Here is a 16,439-nt window from a genome sequence, read left to right as displayed (position 1 = left end):
TCACGCAACTCCCGCAGTGGCGCTTCCAGCTCGCCGTTGCCATTGCTGGCGATCAGTTGCTCCAGCAGTTGCTGGACCTGCTGTTCCCGGGCTTGGAACTGTTGCCAGTACTTGTCGAGATCCCCAGGGTTGCGTCCACGCAACAACACGTTCTTCCACTCCTGCACCTGGATCTTGAACTGCAGGTTGGCTTCGTCGATCAGTTGCGACGCCCGGAGAGGGCCATCGACCAGCTCGGCATAGCCGCGCACGCTGGAGGACAGGAACTGGAAGCACACCAGGGCGATCAGCAGCATCGCTATCAGGCTGCCACCGAGCAGACTGAGAATCTGGACTCTGAGGGATTTACGCAACATAGGATCTCGGGAACAAAGGAAAAGGAAAACGGTGCCGTCCAGGCAACGCAACAGACATCCATGTCCTCATGCCCAGGCCAAAAAAAAGCTGCCATCGTTCGATAGCAGCCAGGTCGAGCACGTACACAACAGCTGAGCCAGATATTCCCAGGCTATTGCTACAGAATTGTTACATCCGAGACACCGGCGCTCCGCTGGCGAATTGCAGAGACGCCAAACGTGCATACAGAGGACTGCGTTCGAGCAACTGTTGGTGATTGCCCACGGCGACCACCTTGCCCTTGTCGATGACCGCAATGCGATCGGCATGCTGCACGGTGGCCAGACGATGGGCGATCACCAGGGTGGTGCGGCCCGCCATCAAGCCCGGCAGCGCCTGCTGGATCAGATGCTCGCTCTGTGCATCGAGGGCGCTGGTGGCCTCGTCGAGAAGCAGGATCGGCGCATCCACCAGCAACGCCCGGGCAATCGCCAGGCGTTGGCGCTGGCCGCCCGACAGGCCGATACCGCCCTCGCCCAGTTGGGTCTGATAACCCAGAGGCATCTGCTGGATGAATTCGTCGGCGTGGGCGCTGCGCGCCGCGGCCTCGACCTCGGCCTGGCTGGCATCCGGCCGACCATAACGGATGTTGGCCTCGACGCTGCCGCGAAACAGCGCTGGATTCTGCGCCACGAGGGCGAACTGACCGCGCAGCTCGCTCGGCTGCAGGTCAGCGATGGGCAGGCCGTCAAGCAGGATGCGCCCCTGCTGGGGATCGTAGAATCGCAGCAGCAGGTCGAACAACGTCGATTTGCCGGCCCCGGACGGGCCTACCAGGGCCAGGGTCTGACCGGGTTCTATGACCAGGTCGAGGTGGTCGATAGCAGCGACCTTGGGCCGCGACGGGTAGGCGAAACAAACGCCCTCCAAGGCGATATGGCCCTTGGCACGTCGCACTGGCGTCGACACTTGGACCGAGGGCGGCAGGATCGCGCTGCGCGCTGCCAGCAGCTCGGCAATGCGCTCGGCAGCGCCGGCTGCACGCTGCAACTCGCCGATCACTTCGCTGAGGGTGCCGAAGGCGCTACCGACGATCAGGCTGTAGAACACGAAGGCCGCCAGTTCGCCACCGCTGATGCGCCCTGCGATGACGTCCATGCCGCCGACCCAGAGCATTGCCCCGACCGCTCCGAGCACCAGCACGATGACCAGGGTGATCAGCCAGGCACGTTGGGCAATGCGCCGACGCGCCACGTCGAACGCGGCCTCGACCGTGCCGGCGAACAGCGTGCGGTCGTGTTCCTGATGGTTGTAGGCCTGCACGGTCTTGATCTGGCCCAGGGTTTCGGCGACATAACTGCCAACATCGGCTACGCGATCCTGACTTTGCCGAGACAGGCTGCGCACCCGCCGCCCGAACAGCAGGATCGGCGCCAGCACCAGTGGCAGCGCCACCACCACGATACTGGTGAGCTTGGGGTTGGTGACGAACAACAGCACCACGCCTCCGATCACCATCAGTGCGTTGCGCAGGAACATCGACAGCGACGAGCCGATCACCGACTGCAGCAAGGTCGTGTCGGCGGTCAGCCGCGACTGGATCTCGGAGCTGCGGTTGTCTTCGAAGAAGCCAGGGTGCAGGCCGATCAGGTGATCGAACACAGCCCGACGAATGTCGGCCACACAGCGCTCGCCGATCCACGACACCAGATAGAACCGACTGAAAGTGCCGATCGCCAGGGCCACAACCAACACCAGGAACAGGCCGATGGTCTGGTTGAGTTGGTGTGCCGAACGCGTCATGAAGCCCTGGTCGACCAGCAGGCGGATGCCCTGCCCCATGGACAAGGTGATACCAGCGGTGACCACCAGCGCCAACAAGGCCAGCAGCGCATGCCGGCGATAGGGACGGATGAACTGCCAGGCCAGTAGCAAGGCGCGCCGTTGACGCGGAGAAACGGGGTCGACCATGGAAGGCTCGCTGCGCGCGGGAAAGCCTCAAGCCTACCACTCATCCAGCCCCATGGAACTCCGGCGCAGGTGCCGACGTCGCAGCTATGACCGGAACACAGTCGGCGGGAGAGGTGCGGCGGTCTCTATAGCCTTTCGTTCTAACGGATCTATGGAGCTTTGCCACGGTTTCTGGTGGACTGTGTTTACCGTGACGGCCGACGGAGTTGTCACAGGCTGGTCACGGCGCAGGGTTACCCTGAGCTTGAACCTGATGAGGAGACAGGAAATGAGCTTGCAGCATAGCAGCGACACCCCCAAGCACCACACCCCGACGCAGCCTCAGGTATGCGGCTCGATCATCGATGCCGAAGGCCGCGAGGTGCCGATCACCGAGCAGATGATCCAGCAGGCCTGCAAGACCTTGGAAGAAAGCCGGGTCGAGAAAGCCAAAAAGGCCTGATACACGAATTCGTTGCGACCCGGCGCTTGCGCCGGGTTTTTATTGCCCTGGGAAAATGTCAGACAAGCTCAGCCCCCAGTGCACTGACCATTTGCGCCAGTTGCGGCGCCTCGCCTTGCAGGCGCACCTTCAACCCATCGATCTCGCGCCGTTGCGGGTAGTGCTTGCGCAGCAGGTCGAACGCCGCGCGCTGCTCGGCCACGTCTTCGCTCAGACTGCGGCGCAAATCGGCGTCGTCACGGCGCGGGTCGTACACCGCGCGACACAGCGTGGCCAAGGCCCAAGCCGGGTCGGCACTGGCTGCGAACTCGAGTTGCGCCAGCGGCGCCTTGGGCAGCAGGTCGCTCAGGTGCACCTGCTCGGACTGGCCGAGGAAGCGACACAGAGCCTGGTAGATCTGCGCTGTACCGCGCTGGCGGCCATCGAGGCTGTAGCCGGCGATGTGCGGGGTGGCCAGGGTGCACAGGTCGGCCAGTTGCAGGTCGACCTGCGGTTCGCCCTCCCATACGTCGAGCACTGCATGCACGTCTTCGCGATCGAGCAGTAACTCGCGCAGGGCCTGGTTGTCGACCACCGGCCCGCGACTGGCATTGATCAACCAGGTACCCGGACGCAAGGCAGCGAGCTGGGATTGGCCCAACAGGTGCCAGGTCGGGTACTCACCCTCGCGCTGCAGCGGCGTGTGCAAGCTGATCACATCGCATCGTTCGAGGATGGTCGGCAAGTCGACGAATTCACCACCTTCGGCCGCGTGGCGCAACGGGTCGCATACCAGCACTTTCCAGCCCAGGCCATGCAGCACGCGCACCAGTCGACCGCCCACCTCTCCGGCGCCGACCACACCATATACCCGATCGCCCAGTGACACGCCATCGAGGTCGGCCAGGGTCAGCAAGCTGCCAAGCACATAATCCACCACACCACGGGCGTTGCAGCCTGGCGCACTGCTCCACTGGATGCCGGCTTCGGCGAAATAGCCAAGGTCCAGGTGATCGGTGCCGATGGTGCACGTGCCGACGAAGCGCACTTTGCTGCCTTGGAGCAGTTGCCGATTGACCTGGGTCACCGAGCGTACCAGCAGCACATCGGCGTCCTTGACGCAGCTGGCGTCGATGCTGCGTCCCGGGTAGCGGCGAATTTCGCCGAAACCTTGGAAGAAGGCATCGAGCAGCGGAATATTCTCGTCGGCAACTATCAGCATGGCGCTCTCCTGTCAGGGGAGCGCAGTGTAGGCGCTATGGGCGGGCTGTTCCAGCGTGGTTCAGTCGGCTTTCTTGCGGATCCAGTACAGGTAGGTCCCTGCTTCTTCCTGCTGACCGAGCAGCTCGTGGCCGAGGAAGTTGCAGAACTTGGGGATGTCGCGGCGGGTCGAGGGGTCGGTGGCGATCACTTTGAGCAAGCCGCCAGCGGCCAGGTCGCGGACGTGCTGGTGCAGCATCATCACCGGCTCCGGGCAGTTCAGGCCGGTGGCATCGAGGGTGGCATCGGGGGTGAGATCGGTCATGGGGGGCTCCGCGAAATATGTGCCATTGTCGCGCATTGTTTGGTGGGGACCAAGCGTGCGGCGCTACAAATCTACAGACAGCCCCCCACCTCAACGCGCTCTCAGATCCAACCGCCGCAGATGGCAAGTCACCTCTTCACGATCGTGATACAACTGCTTGCATGCGATCGAAACCTTCACCTTGCGTGCCTTGAACGTCGCCTCCATACGATCGAGCAAACGCCGCACCTCGGCATACCGCTGCTTCATCGGCAACTTCAGGTTGACCACCGCCTCACGACAGAGCCCCTCCCCCAGCCAGGTCTCGATCAACGAGGTGGTGCGCGCCGGCTTCTCGACGATGTCGCAGACCATCCAGTCGACCGGCTGCCGCGGCTGCCAGGTAAAACCATCGGCCATCAAGTGCTGAACCAGCCCGGTATCCATCAGGCTCTCGGCCATCGGACCATTGTCGATGGCGGTGACCAGCATGCCCCGGCGCACCAGTTGATAGGTCCAGCCGCCCGGCGATGCGCCGAGGTCGACACCGGTCATGTCGTCGTTCAGGCGCTGCTCCCACTGGTCCCGGGGTATGAACTGGTGCCAGGCCTCCTCGAGCTTCAAGGTCGACCGACTCGGCGCCTCGCGCGGAAACTTCAGACGCGGGATACCCATCGGCCAAAGCGCGCTGTTGCCCGCCTCGGCCTGGCCGACGAATACCCGCCGGCCACTGATGAACGTCAGCAACAGGCGCGGACCCTGGGCTTGCTCGCGCAAACGGCCGGCTTTTTCCAAGGCCTTGCGCAACGGCACTTCGAACTTGCGGCAGAAAGTCGAGAGTTCCTTGCCCTCATTGCTGTCGAGCACCTCCAGCCAGACACTGGCGAACACCGGCGAGCCGGCCAGGTGATCGAGCAAGACACTGATACGGTCGCTCTCAGGCAATTCGACGAAGGTCCCCCGGGCCCACTGGCGCGGGAAGATCAACTGGGCGAAACGCAGCGCCTGCATCAGCCGTTCGGCACCCTCGGCCTCGGCGCAGACGAATTCGGCACAGGCACTCTGCGGCTTGCCCTTGGCATAACCGGCAATGCCCAGATGGGCGGCGTGCTCGCTGATCTCGGCGCAGACCTCGCCCTCGAAACCGGGCCGGCAATGCATGAACAGGGTATTCATCTCTTTCTCCACATCGGCGGGCGCACCACAGGCGCCGGCAGGGCGGCGATGATAAAGGAAGTTCGGAACCTGGGACATGCCCCACCGGTCCAGAAAAGGGTCAGGTCAGACAATCCAGTCTAACCTGAGCCTTTAGCTAGGTCCGTACCGTGCGGGCCGAAACAGAGCGGTGACATCGGTAGCGCACAGGCGTTGCCGGGCACCGGCGCAGAAGGAGTTGGCAATGCCCTCGCTCGATAGCCTGAATACCCTCAAGACCCTCCAGGTCGCTGACCGCACCTACCATTACTACAGCCTCGCGGAAGCCGCCCGGCAACTGGGTGATCTGCAACACCTGCCCAAGTCGCTCAAGGTACTGCTGGAAAACCTGTTGCGCTGGGAGGACGGCAAGACCGTCAACGGCGACGACCTGCGCGCACTGGCCCAGTGGCTGCAAGCGCGCCGCTCCGACCGCGAGATCCAGTACCGTCCGGCACGGGTACTGATGCAAGATTTCACCGGCGTACCTGCGGTGGTCGATCTGGCCGCCATGCGCGCGGCCATGGCCAAGGCCGGCGGAGATCCGCAGCGGATCAATCCCCTGTCACCGGTGGACCTGGTGATCGACCACTCGGTGATGGTCGACCGCTACGCCACGCCCCAGGCGTTCAGCCAGAACGTCGTTATCGAAATGCAACGCAACGGCGAGCGCTACGCCTTCCTGCGCTGGGGCCAGAGCGCCTTCGACAACTTCCGCGTGGTACCACCGGGCACCGGCATCTGCCACCAGGTCAACCTCGAGTACCTAGGCCGCACGGTGTGGACTCGGGAGGAGGACGGTCGCACCTTCGCCTACCCAGACACGCTGGTCGGCACCGATTCGCACACCACCATGATCAACGGCCTCGGCGTGCTCGGCTGGGGCGTCGGCGGCATCGAAGCGGAGGCGGCCATGCTCGGCCAGCCGGTATCGATGCTGATCCCCGAGGTGATCGGCTTCAAGCTCAGCGGCAAACTGCGCGAAGGCATCACCGCCACCGATCTGGTGTTGACCGTGACGCAGATGCTGCGCAAGAAAGGCGTAGTGGGCAAATTCGTCGAGTTCTATGGCGACGGCCTTGCCGACCTGCCCCTGGCAGACCGCGCCACCTTGGCCAACATGGCACCGGAATACGGCGCGACCTGTGGCTTCTTCCCGGTCGACGAGGTCACCCTCGACTACCTGCGTCTGTCTGGTCGGCCGACGGCTACCGTGGAACTGGTCGAGCAATACTGCAAGGCTCAGGGCCTGTGGCGCGAACCTGGCCAGGAGCCGGCTTTCACCGACACCCTGGCCCTGGACATGAACACGGTCGAGGCCAGCCTGGCCGGGCCCAAACGCCCCCAGGACCGCGTCGCCCTGGGCCAGGTCAGCCAAGCCTTCGAGCAATTCATCGAACTGCAGCCCAAGCCCCTGGCCAAAGAAGTCGGACGCCTGGAAAGCGAGGGAGGTGGCGGTGTCGCCGTAGGCAATGCCGACCAGACCGAAGGCGTCGACTACCTCCATAACGGGCAGACCCACCGCCTGCAGGATGGCGCCGTGGTCATCGCCGCCATCACTTCCTGCACCAACACCTCCAACCCCAGCGTGATGATGGCAGCCGGCTTGGTGGCGAAGAAGGCCCTGGAGAAAGGCCTGCAACGCAAGCCCTGGGTCAAGAGCTCGCTAGCGCCGGGCTCCAAGGTGGTCACCGACTACTTCAAGGCCGCTGGGCTCACCCCCTACCTCGACCAGCTCGGTTTCGACCTGGTCGGTTATGGCTGCACGACCTGCATCGGTAACTCCGGGCCGTTGGACGAGGCCATCGAGACGGCGATCAGCAGCGCCGACCTCACCGTGGCCTCCGTTCTGTCGGGCAACCGCAACTTCGAGGGCCGCGTGCACCCGTTGGTGAAAACCAACTGGCTGGCCTCCCCGCCCCTGGTGGTGGCCTACGCCTTGGCCGGCAGTGTACGGGTCAAGCTCGACAGCGAACCGCTCGGCACCGGCAAGGATGGCCAGCCGGTGTACCTGCGCGACATCTGGCCCAGCCAGCAAGAGATCGCCGATGCCGTGGCCAAGGTCGACACCGCGATGTTCCACAAGGAATACGCCGAAGTGTTCGCCGGCGACGCCCAGTGGCAAGCCATCCAGGTGCCGCAGGCAGCCACCTATGCCTGGCAGGACGACTCCACCTACATCCAGCATCCGCCGTTCTTCGAGGATATCGCTGGCGCCCCGGCGCCGATCCGCGACATCGAGGGGGCACGCATCCTGGCCTTGTTGGGCGACTCGGTGACCACCGACCATATCTCGCCGGCCGGCAACATCAAGGCCGACAGTCCGGCTGGCCGCTATCTGCGAGCCAAGGGCGTAGAGCCACGGGACTTCAACTCCTATGGCTCACGGCGAGGCAATCACGAGGTGATGATGCGCGGCACCTTCGCCAACATCCGCATCCGCAACGAAATGCTCGCCGGACAGGAAGGCGGTAACACCATCCACGTGCCCAGTGGCGAGACCCTGTCGATCTTCGACGCCGCCATGCGCTACCAGCAGGAGGGCACGCCACTGGTGGTGATCGCCGGGCAGGAGTACGGCACCGGCTCCAGCCGCGACTGGGCAGCCAAGGGCACCAATCTGTTGGGCGTCAAGGCCGTCCTTGCAGAGAGCTTCGAACGTATCCATCGCTCCAACCTGGTGGGCATGGGCGTGTTGCCACTGCAATTCAAGGGAGGCCATGACCGCAAGCAATTGGGTCTGACCGGCAAGGAGAAGATCGACGTGCTGGGGCTCACTGCCGGGCAACTGCGTCCGGGCATGAGCCTGCCGCTGCGCATCACTCGCGAGGACGGGCAGCAGCAGGACATCGAGGTCCTCTGCCGCATCGATACGTTGAACGAGGTCGAATACTTCAAGGCTGGTGGCATTCTTCATTACGTGTTGCGCCAGTTGATCGCAGGTTAGGCCCGTACCTGGGGGGAGCGGGTTTACCCGTTCCCCCGGGATATGCACCCTCCACTGGCGAAATGATTCTGCTGCCAGAGCAAATCTCCCCTCAATAAACTGCCGGGCCGGCCGATACCCCTCCAAAGCCCCGCGGACATTTCTCGCCATGCGCAACAACCAGCCGATTACCAATAGGGAACGGACTTTCCCAGCCCAGCAGCGGTTGATTTCGACCACCAACGCCAAGGGCATGATCACCTACTGCAACGATGCCTTCATTGAGATCAGCGGCTTCACCCGCGACGAGCTCACCGGTGCGCCGCACAACCTGGTGCGCCACCCGGACGTCCCGGCGGCGGTGTTCGCCCACATGTGGCAGACGCTCAAGCAAGGCCTGCCGTGGATGGGCATCGTCAAGAACCGTTGCAAGTCCGGTGACCACTACTGGGTCAACGCCTATGTCACGCCGATCTTCGACAACAACCAAGTGGTTGGCTACGAATCGGTGCGCATCAAGCCCAGCGCCGAGCAGGTCCGTCGCGCCGAGGCACTCTACCTGCGCCTGAACCAGGGCAAACCAGCCATCCCCCGGCGCGACAAATGGCTGCCCGTGGTGCAGGACTGGCTGCCGTTCATCCTGGTCAGCCAGGTGGGCTTCCTGGTCGGCAACTGGCTCGGTCACTCCTGGGGCTTCGCCCTGGCTGCCGGCCTGTCGGTGCCGCTCGGCCTGCTCGGCATGACCTGGCAGCAGCGTGGCCTCAAGCGCTTGCTGCGCCTGGCCGAGCAGACCACCTCCGACCCGCTGATCGCACAGATGTACACCGACAGTCGTGGTGTGCAGGCGCGCCTGGAAATGGCCATGCTCAGTCAGGATGCGCGCATGAAGACCTGCCTGACGCGCCTGCAGGACAGTGCCGAGCACCTCAGCGAACAAGCGCGTCAGTCCGATGTCCTGGCGCACAAGAGCTCGTCCGGCCTGGAGCGCCAGCGGGTGGAAACCGAACAGGTCGCCGCCGCCGTCAATCAGATGGCCGCCACCAGCCAGGAGGTGGCCAACCATGTGCAACGCGCAGCCGATGCCACCCAGGAGGCCAATCGTCTGACCAGCGAAGGACGGCAGATCGCCGGGGAAACCCGCGAAGCGATCGAGCGCCTGTCGGCAGCAGTCGGCGAGACCGGCGAAACCGTCACCCAGTTGGCCAAGGACAGCGACGAGATCGGCGGCGTGGTCGACGTGATCAAGGGCATTGCCGACCAGACCAACCTGCTGGCGCTCAATGCTGCCATCGAAGCGGCGCGCGCCGGCGAGATGGGCCGCGGCTTCGCCGTGGTGGCCGACGAAGTGCGTCAGCTGGCGCAACGCACCGCCGAATCCACCGGGCAGATCCACGGCTTGATCGCCAAGTTGCAACAGACCGCGAACAACGCCGTGCTGACCATGGAAACCGGCCACAAACAAGCTCAGGAAGGCGTCAGCCGAGTCATGCAGGCGGACGATGCGTTGGTGGGTATCAGTGAGGCGGTGGCCAATATCACCGACATGGCCACGCAGATCGCCGCGGCCGCCGAGCAGCAGACCTCGGTGGCGGACGAGATCAGCCGCAACATCAGCACGATTGCCGAATTGGCCGACCAGACCGCCGAGCAGGCGCAACACTCGGCGCAGTTGAGCGAAGAGCTGAGCACCACCGCCGGAGGCCAGTACTCGCTGGTTGAACGCTTCAACCGCTGACCCCCAAGTCCGGCACGCCGTCTCCCTGCAGGGGCCGGCGTGCGGTGCCCTTCGCCTAACTACCAGTCAAGGTTCAGCCGGCTCTCGAAGGAGCGAGCTTCGCCCGTCAACGGGTCCTCGAAGCTCAAACGCTGGGCCAGCAACTTCAATGGCTTTTGGTAATCGTCTTCTTCATTGACCAGTTGCGGATAGAACGGATCGTTGCAGATCGCCGCCCCCAAGGCCGCCATGTGTACTCGCAACTGGTGGGTCTTGCCGGTGACCGGCGACAACCCATAGCGCCACAGGTCACCGTTCTTTTCCAGCACCTCGGCGAGCGTTTCGCTGTTGTCGGCGCCGGCGACCTCGTGCATGCGAAAGAACGGCTCGCCATGCACCAGACGGCTGCGGTGCACCAGTGGAAAAGCATGCTGCGGCAGCGCTGCGGCGATGGCCTGGTAACGCTTGTCGATGCGCCGCTCGGGGAACAGACGCTGATAGGCACTGCGTGACTGCGGGTTGGCAGAGAACAGCACCAGCCCTGCGGTGTGTCGGTCGATGCGGTGCAGGGGCACCAGGTGAGGATTGTCCAGACGCCGGATCAGACGACGCAGCAAGGTGTGCTCGACATATTCACCGGTGGGTGTCACCGGCAGGAAATGCGGTTTGTCCGCTACCACCAGATGATCATCCATGTACAGGATCTGCTCCTGCACCGGGATCGGCTTCTCGTTGAGCACTTCGCGGAAGTAATGCAGGCGCATGCCTCGTCGATACGGCAGGTCGGCGGCCACCGGGCGGCCCTCGGCGTCCAGCACCCGCCCCCGGGCGAAACGGTCCTGCCATTGCCCACGGTCGATCGCCTTGAAGTGGTCGCACAGGCAATCGAGCACCGTCGCCCAGTGGCCAGGTGGCAGGCAAACGGTGCTGGCTTGCTGGCGGGCGGGGTCGAAAGGCGTGGTCATGGCAGGGCTCGGCAATCAGGGAGCGGTATTATCCCCTACAGCAGCCCACCTCAACCAGCCTGGGCTGGCGCCGGGTGCTGAGCCTCGCAGTGCGCCTTGAGCCAGCGCAGTACCTGCACTGCCTCCCAGCGACCCGGGTCGTACAGGGCATATACCAGCCCTTCGTAGCCCACCACATCCAGCCCGCGGTGGTAGCCGGCACGCTGGAACAGGGCCTCGATCTCGGCAAAACAGGTGTTGAAATGCACCTTGCCAAACGGCGTGCGGTCATCCGTCACCAGGCCTTCGAGGCGCAACTCCAGGACGGCGTCGAGCACTCGCTCCACGGGCAGCTGGTTGACGCTGTACTTGAGTTGCTCGACATTGAGCATGAGTTCATCCCGATACTGTATTTATATACAGGATACGGACTTGTTCACGCCCACGTCAATTCACCCCCAGGAACGCCACCACCTGTTCGGCATCGAACGGCCATAGCAATTCGGCGCCGGTATCGCAGCGGCGCAGTACCGGAATGATCAGGCCGTAGCGCTCGACCATCCTCTCGTCATCGGCGATATCGACCAGCTCGACGAGCAGTCCATGGTCGACCAAAGGCATCAGCAGCGCCTCGGCCACTTCGCACAGGTGGCACCCAAGGGTGCCGAACAGTTGGCATTCAGGGAGCATGGTCAGGTCCAGGTTGGCCAGTGCAAGTGCCTATTCTAGGCCGCTACCGCCAGCCATGCACCCGCCCTGCTCAATCCTGGCTGGTGGCACCGATGCGGTGCAGCGACAGGTCCGCACCCTGGAACTCCTGCTCATGGCTCAGTCGCAGTCCGTGGACCGCGCGCAATGCACCATACACGGCGAAGCCACCGACCAAGGCCACCAGCACACCCGCCAGGCTGCCCAGCAGTTGGCTGGCCAGGCTGACACCGCCCATGCCGCCGAGCGCCGTCTGGCCGAATACGCCGCAGGCGATCCCGCCCCATACGCCGCACAGGCCGTGCAGCGGCCACACACCGAGCACATCGTCGATCTTCCAACGGTTCTGCGCCGCCGTGAACGCCCAGACGAACAAGGCGCCGGCCACCAGTCCGGTGGCCAGTGCTCCGATCGGGTGCATGAGGTCCGAGCCTGCGCAGATCGCCACCAACCCCGCCAGCGGCCCGTTGTGCAGGAAGCCAGGGTCGTTGCGCCCGGCCAGCAATGCCGACAGCGTGCCACCGACCATTGCCAGCAGCGAGTTGATCGCCACCAGGCCACTGACGCCCTGCAAGGTCTGGGCGCTCATCACGTTGAAGCCGAACCAGCCGATGATCAGAATCCACGAGCCCAACGCCAGAAACGGAATGCTCGACGGCGCGAAGGCCACCAGGCGTCCTTCACGATAACGCCCACGTCGAGCGCCCAGCAGCACCACGGCGGCCAAGGCCAGCCAGCCGCCCATGGCATGGACCACCACCGACCCGGCGAAATCGTGGAACGGTGCGCCGAAGCGTGCCTGGAGCCAGGCTTGCAGCCCCAGGTTGCCATTCCACACGATGCCTTCGAAGAACGGATAGACGAAGGCTACGATCAATGCCGTGGCGCACAGCTGGGGCGCGAACCGCGCACGCTCGGCGATACCACCGGAAATGATGGCCGGGATCGCCGCGGCGAAGGTCAGCAGGAAGAAGCACTTGACCAGCGCATAGCCATGGTCGGCGGCCAGTTGCGGCGCCGGCTGGAGGAAGTTGACGCCGTAGGCGACCCAGTAGCCGATGAAAAAATAAACCAGGGCCGAGATGGCAAAGTCGCTGAGGATCTTCGATAGTGCATTGACCTGGTTCTTGTGACGCACGGTGCCGACTTCGAGAAACGCGAAGCCGGCATGCATGGCAAGCACCAGAATGGCGCCCATGAGGATGAAAAGCGTATTGGAGCCGTGGACCAGTGAGTCCATCGCGCTGTGCATATGTTCCATGACGTAGGCAGACCTGCAAAAAAGCACCAGGACAGTTCAAGAACCTACGTCCATGCACCTGTTTGGTGCCAGGCTTGTTGCGCGACTCGACGAAATCGGCAAGGCCTGCGTGGTTTTACTTGGGTTTGTCGTGGATTGGGTTAAGGTTTTATCGGTATCAGCCGGCCTGTTGCCCTGGATCGGAGCAACCTGGGTCGGCAATGCCCCGCGAGGTGGCAAAATCGATTGTCGAATTAAGCAAGGCCCGTACCAGCGCTTACAGTGAACCTTCGGCGCACCCCATCACTCGAAATAGCCACACACATCTACAGGGAGAGCCCTAATGGCCAGCAAATCGGCAAAGAATGCTCAGGAAATCTTGATGGCTGACTTCCAGGCTTTGGTGCGCGACACCGAAAAGCTGCTCGCCGACACCGCCAACCTGGCGGGCGACCAGGCGGACGAGTTGCGTGGGCAGATCCACGAGCGTCTCGCCCAGGCTCGGGAAACCCTGCAACTGACCCAGGACTCGGTGCGTGAACGGGGCCAGGCGGCCCTCGGCAGCGCCGAGCAATACGTACAGGAAAAGCCCTGGCACGCCATCGGCATCGCCGCCGGCGTCGGCCTGCTGATCGGCCTGCTGGCCAATCGGCGCTAAGGAGAGCCCGATGGAAAATGACACCCTCGGTACCGGCGCTTCAGGCAAACGCCTGGGCGCCGCCCTGCTGGGGCTGCTGCATGGCCATATCGAATTGTTCGGTATCGAATTGCAGGAGCAGAAGGGCCGCACGCTGAAGCTGCTGCTGTTCGCCGGACTGGCACTGGTCTTCGCCCTGTTGCTCTTGACCGCGCTGTCGGGGCTGCTTCTGGTGTTGCTGTGGGACAGTTATCGCCTGGCCGGGATCATCGGGCTGTGCGTGTTCTACAGCATCGCCGCGCTGTACTGTGGCTTGCGCCTGAAGGCGGCGGTATTCGACGAATCCTCGCCGTTCCATTCAACGCTCGAAGAACTTGCCAAGGATCGGGAGCGCCTGTTGCCATGAGCCTGCCTGAACTGCCGAACACGCGGAACCCGCGTGAGTTGCGCAAGGCGCTGCTGCGTCTGCGCATGGAAATGCATCGCCAGGAAATTCGTCACGAATCGGGGCAATTGTTGCAGCCACTGCAGCGCATGCGCACTTTGGGCAGCTCTGCCCTGCATGACGGCCTGGGCATCAAGCAGTCACCGTTATGGGGGCTCGGCGCCGTGGTGGCGCTGGGCTTTCTGACCGGCAAGGGAGTGCGCAGCGGCAACCTCACGCGCCTGGTGCGTCTGGGCAGTAGCCTGCTGCCGCTGTTGCGCCTGTACCTGCGCAGCGGTCGCCAGCCCTGAGCTCGATCGGCCTGGCGCTTGCGTCGCCCGGCCTGACACGGGAAGCTATGCCCATCGACCGACAGGAGATCGCGCCTTGGACTGGCAAACCCTGCTCACCCGCGAACGTTTGGGCAAAGCCCATTACAGCCCGGAAGAACTGGGGCGCAGCCCCTTCCACAAGGACCACGACCGGATCATATTCTCTGGCGCCTTCCGCCGCCTTGGGCGCAAGACCCAAGTCCATCCGGTCTCCAGCAACGATCATATCCACACGCGCCTGACCCACTCGCTGGAAGTCAGCTGCGTGGGCCGCTCGCTGGCCATGCGCGTGGGCGAGACACTGCGTGAGCAACTGCCCGATTGGTGTGCCCCCAGCGATCTGGGCATGATCGTACAGTCGGCCTGTCTGGCCCACGACATCGGCAACCCGCCATTCGGCCACTCGGGCGAAGATGCCATCCGCCACTGGTTCCAGCAGGCCTCGGGACGCGGCTGGCTCGACGACATGACGGACGACCAGCGCGCCGACTTCCTCAATTTCGAGGGCAACGCCCAGGGATTTAGGGTGCTCACCCAGCTCGAGTACCACCAGTTCGATGGCGGCACCCGTCTGACCTACGCCACGCTCGGCACTTACCTCAAGTACCCCTGGAGCGCGAGGCATGCCGACGCACTGGGCTACAAGAAGCACAAGTTCGGTTGCTACCAGAGCGAACTGCCCCTGCTCGAACAGATCACTCGCAAGCTGGACCTGCCTCAGCTGGAGGAGCAACGCTGGGCTCGTCATCCTCTGGTCTACCTGATGGAAGCAGCCGATGACATTTGCTATGCACTGATCGATCTCGAAGACGGCCTGGAGATGGACCTGTTGCACTATGCCGAAGTCGAGCATCTGTTGCTCGATCTGGTCGGCGATGACCTGCCGGAAACCTACCGCCAGCTCGGCCCCGGCGATTCACGCCGGCGCAAGCTGGCGATCCTGCGTGGCAAGGCCATCGAGCATCTGACCAATGCCGCTGCCCGCGCCTTCGTCGAGCAGCAGACGGCTCTGCTGGCCGGCACCCTCGCAGGCGACCTGGTCGAGCACATGCATGGACCGGCCAAGCGCTGCGTGCTGCAGGCCAAGGACATGGCACGCAACAAGATCTTTCAGGACAAACGCAAGACCCTTCACGAGATCGGTGCCTACACCACCCTCGAGATCCTGCTCAACACTTTCTGCGGCGCGGCTCTGGAACAGCACGGCGGACGCACGCCGTCCTTCAAGAGTCGGCGAGTGCTCGACCTGCTCGGCAACAACGCGCCCGACCCAAATGGCTCACTGCATGCAGCCTTCCTGCGCATGATCGACTTCATCGCTGGCATGACCGACAGCTACGCCAGCGAGATGGCTCATGAAATGACCGGGCACTCCAGCCCAATCTGATCGAGAGCGCTGCAACATCATGTGACTGTAGCAGCGCTAACGATAAAGACGTTTCCTACAACAAAAAAGTGCAACTAAACAAGTCGATAAACGCCTAATAAAAAGTTACTAAAATCAGTTTGATATTTCAACTGGCGGATTTTTTCGTAGCCGTAATTTAGTTTTCTTGTAAGCCATTTCCCATATATTGCTAACTGTCGTTCCTCCTATGCCCGCGGACTTCCAAGTGAGCTAAGGTGCGATCTGCCTTCGTCACCGTTAGCAGGGAAGTTCTATATGCACTCTATTGGTTTTGTGGACACACGAATCAAGATAAAATCCAGTATTTACTTATAATTCAATAGGTTGCGAAACAAAAAAGCTAGTTTTTGACACTTGAAATTTGACACCAAGCCCATGACGTCTACGATTTCATGATGATCTCGGAGACGCGCCAATGTACTCGTACACTTTGACTCCCCAGCAGGTTGTGTTCAGGACGGAATGGCCAAATAAGCAAGGATACAGAGAGACGGTATCCCCGCGCCCAAGCCTGGCCTCCGAAGAGAGCATGCATCTGATGTGCGGAGAAGTCTTAAAGCTCTGCAGGCGCGGCACAAGATTCAGTGGAACGGCGTGGATTGATGAATCGCCCCTAGTTTCGTAGACACCTCCAAGCCTCATAATGAGGCCCAAATAGGAGGTGCCATGAGTCGTCAGCG

The 16,439-nt window shown here is 62.9% G+C and carries 16 protein-coding genes; 8 read left to right on the top strand and 8 right to left on the bottom strand.

What is annotated here, in order from left to right:
* Window positions 1–525: 525 nt before the first annotated feature.
* The gene (locus KY379_RS25325) at window positions 526–2,307 is read right to left on the bottom strand and encodes an ABC transporter transmembrane domain-containing protein (RefSeq protein ID WP_133328665.1); all 1,782 of its coding nucleotides are present in this window, start codon (window positions 2,305–2,307) and stop codon (window positions 526–528) included.
* Window positions 2,308–2,575: 268 nt separating this feature from the next.
* Between KY379_RS25325 and KY379_RS25320 the strand changes: the two genes are divergently transcribed.
* A complete protein-coding gene (locus tag KY379_RS25320; protein WP_165976069.1) occupies window positions 2,576–2,749 on the top strand; it encodes a PA1571 family protein in 174 nt (57 codons plus the stop codon).
* A gap of 58 nt (window positions 2,750–2,807) precedes the next feature.
* Here KY379_RS25320 and pdxB read toward each other — a convergent pair whose 3' ends face one another.
* The 3 genes from pdxB to rlmM form a co-directional block, all read right to left on the bottom strand.
* A complete protein-coding gene (pdxB, locus tag KY379_RS25315; RefSeq protein ID WP_133328667.1) occupies window positions 2,808–3,950 on the bottom strand; it encodes a 4-phosphoerythronate dehydrogenase PdxB in 1,143 nt (380 codons plus the stop codon).
* Between the two features lie 60 nt (window positions 3,951–4,010).
* On the bottom strand, window positions 4,011–4,253 hold the full coding sequence (tusA, locus tag KY379_RS25310; RefSeq protein WP_133328669.1) for a sulfurtransferase TusA: 243 nt from the start codon (window positions 4,251–4,253) through the stop codon (window positions 4,011–4,013).
* Between the two features lie 90 nt (window positions 4,254–4,343).
* Window positions 4,344–5,408 carry a 23S rRNA (cytidine(2498)-2'-O)-methyltransferase RlmM gene (rlmM, locus tag KY379_RS25305; protein WP_133328930.1) on the bottom strand — a complete coding sequence of 355 codons (1,065 nt, stop codon included), beginning with the start codon at window positions 5,406–5,408 and terminating at the stop codon, window positions 4,344–4,346.
* 223 nt (window positions 5,409–5,631) lie between these two features.
* On the opposite strand from rlmM, the gene acnA reads away from it, so the two are divergent.
* Together acnA and KY379_RS25295 are read left to right on the top strand one after the other, a co-directional pair.
* Window positions 5,632–8,373, top strand: a complete 2,742-nt coding sequence (acnA, locus tag KY379_RS25300) for an aconitate hydratase AcnA (protein ID WP_261241683.1) — start codon at window positions 5,632–5,634, stop codon at window positions 8,371–8,373.
* A gap of 148 nt (window positions 8,374–8,521) precedes the next feature.
* Window positions 8,522–10,087 (top strand): methyl-accepting chemotaxis protein, encoded by a 1,566-nt coding sequence (locus KY379_RS25295; protein WP_133328673.1) that lies wholly within the window; start codon window positions 8,522–8,524, stop codon window positions 10,085–10,087.
* 59 nt (window positions 10,088–10,146) lie between these two features.
* Here the strand turns inward: KY379_RS25295 and KY379_RS25290 are convergent, their stop codons facing one another.
* The 4 genes from KY379_RS25290 to KY379_RS25275 form a co-directional block, all read right to left on the bottom strand.
* Complete coding sequence (locus tag KY379_RS25290; protein WP_196172142.1) at window positions 10,147–11,031, bottom strand: pseudouridine synthase; 885 nt, start codon at window positions 11,029–11,031, stop codon at window positions 10,147–10,149.
* A 50-nt stretch (window positions 11,032–11,081) separates the two neighbouring features.
* On the bottom strand, window positions 11,082–11,402 hold the full coding sequence (locus KY379_RS25285; protein ID WP_133328677.1) for a transcriptional regulator: 321 nt from the start codon (window positions 11,400–11,402) through the stop codon (window positions 11,082–11,084).
* A 55-nt stretch (window positions 11,403–11,457) separates the two neighbouring features.
* Window positions 11,458–11,700: a glutaredoxin family protein gene (locus KY379_RS25280; RefSeq protein WP_133328679.1), complete on the bottom strand. Its 243-nt coding sequence runs from the start codon at window positions 11,698–11,700 to the stop codon at window positions 11,458–11,460.
* Between the two features lie 70 nt (window positions 11,701–11,770).
* A complete protein-coding gene (locus tag KY379_RS25275) occupies window positions 11,771–12,979 on the bottom strand; it encodes an ammonium transporter (RefSeq protein ID WP_196172143.1) in 1,209 nt (402 codons plus the stop codon).
* A gap of 52 nt (window positions 12,980–13,031) precedes the next feature.
* Between KY379_RS25275 and KY379_RS25270 the strand changes: the two genes are divergently transcribed.
* From KY379_RS25270 to KY379_RS25250, 5 genes are all read left to right on the top strand, one after another.
* On the top strand, window positions 13,032–13,244 hold the full coding sequence (locus KY379_RS25270) for a hypothetical protein (protein WP_196172144.1): 213 nt from the start codon (window positions 13,032–13,034) through the stop codon (window positions 13,242–13,244).
* Window positions 13,245–13,301: 57 nt separating this feature from the next.
* Window positions 13,302–13,616 carry a YqjD family protein gene (locus tag KY379_RS25265; protein WP_133328683.1) on the top strand — a complete coding sequence of 105 codons (315 nt, stop codon included), beginning with the start codon at window positions 13,302–13,304 and terminating at the stop codon, window positions 13,614–13,616.
* A gap of 10 nt (window positions 13,617–13,626) precedes the next feature.
* Entirely contained in the window at window positions 13,627–14,001 is a 375-nt protein-coding gene (locus KY379_RS25260) for a phage holin family protein (RefSeq protein ID WP_133328685.1), read from the top strand.
* Window positions 13,998–14,330, top strand: a complete 333-nt coding sequence (locus KY379_RS25255; RefSeq protein ID WP_133328687.1) for a hypothetical protein — start codon at window positions 13,998–14,000, stop codon at window positions 14,328–14,330. Before KY379_RS25260 ends, KY379_RS25255 begins: the two co-directional genes overlap by 4 nt.
* Before the next feature lie 76 nt (window positions 14,331–14,406).
* Window positions 14,407–15,738, top strand: a complete 1,332-nt coding sequence (locus tag KY379_RS25250) for a deoxyguanosinetriphosphate triphosphohydrolase (RefSeq protein WP_261241687.1) — start codon at window positions 14,407–14,409, stop codon at window positions 15,736–15,738.
* Window positions 15,739–16,439: the final 701 nt, after the last annotated feature.

It is taken from the genome of Pseudomonas sp. HD6422 (assembly GCF_025377065.1).
Lineage (GTDB): Bacteria > Pseudomonadota > Gammaproteobacteria > Pseudomonadales > Pseudomonadaceae > Aquipseudomonas > Aquipseudomonas putida_U.
Note: the sequence above shows the minus strand (reverse complement) of the source record. Positions and strands in the feature narration are given on the sequence as shown.

What these genes read in the sequence shown, in the direction of transcription:
- KY379_RS25280 (WP_133328679.1), bottom strand. Translation starts at nt 11,700, where the DNA reads ATGCTCCCTGAATGCCAACTGTTCGGCACCCTTGGGTGCCACCTGTGC.
- KY379_RS25295 (WP_133328673.1), top strand. Translation starts at nt 8,522, where the DNA reads ATGCGCAACAACCAGCCGATTACCAATAGGGAACGGACTTTCCCAGCC.
- KY379_RS25255 (WP_133328687.1), top strand. Translation starts at nt 13,998, where the DNA reads ATGAGCCTGCCTGAACTGCCGAACACGCGGAACCCGCGTGAGTTGCGC.
- KY379_RS25290 (WP_196172142.1), bottom strand. Translation starts at nt 11,031, where the DNA reads ATGACCACGCCTTTCGACCCCGCCCGCCAGCAAGCCAGCACCGTTTGC.
- KY379_RS25275 (WP_196172143.1), bottom strand. Translation starts at nt 12,979, where the DNA reads ATGGAACATATGCACAGCGCGATGGACTCACTGGTCCACGGCTCCAAT.
- rlmM (WP_133328930.1), bottom strand. Translation starts at nt 5,408, where the DNA reads ATGAATACCCTGTTCATGCATTGCCGGCCCGGTTTCGAGGGCGAGGTC.
- KY379_RS25325 (WP_133328665.1), bottom strand. Translation starts at nt 2,307, where the DNA reads ATGGTCGACCCCGTTTCTCCGCGTCAACGGCGCGCCTTGCTACTGGCC.
- KY379_RS25265 (WP_133328683.1), top strand. Translation starts at nt 13,302, where the DNA reads ATGGCCAGCAAATCGGCAAAGAATGCTCAGGAAATCTTGATGGCTGAC.
- acnA (WP_261241683.1), top strand. Translation starts at nt 5,632, where the DNA reads ATGCCCTCGCTCGATAGCCTGAATACCCTCAAGACCCTCCAGGTCGCT.
- KY379_RS25285 (WP_133328677.1), bottom strand. Translation starts at nt 11,402, where the DNA reads ATGCTCAATGTCGAGCAACTCAAGTACAGCGTCAACCAGCTGCCCGTG.
- tusA (WP_133328669.1), bottom strand. Translation starts at nt 4,253, where the DNA reads ATGACCGATCTCACCCCCGATGCCACCCTCGATGCCACCGGCCTGAAC.
- KY379_RS25270 (WP_196172144.1), top strand. Translation starts at nt 13,032, where the DNA reads ATGCACCTGTTTGGTGCCAGGCTTGTTGCGCGACTCGACGAAATCGGC.
- KY379_RS25320 (WP_165976069.1), top strand. Translation starts at nt 2,576, where the DNA reads ATGAGCTTGCAGCATAGCAGCGACACCCCCAAGCACCACACCCCGACG.
- KY379_RS25260 (WP_133328685.1), top strand. Translation starts at nt 13,627, where the DNA reads ATGGAAAATGACACCCTCGGTACCGGCGCTTCAGGCAAACGCCTGGGC.
- pdxB (WP_133328667.1), bottom strand. Translation starts at nt 3,950, where the DNA reads ATGCTGATAGTTGCCGACGAGAATATTCCGCTGCTCGATGCCTTCTTC.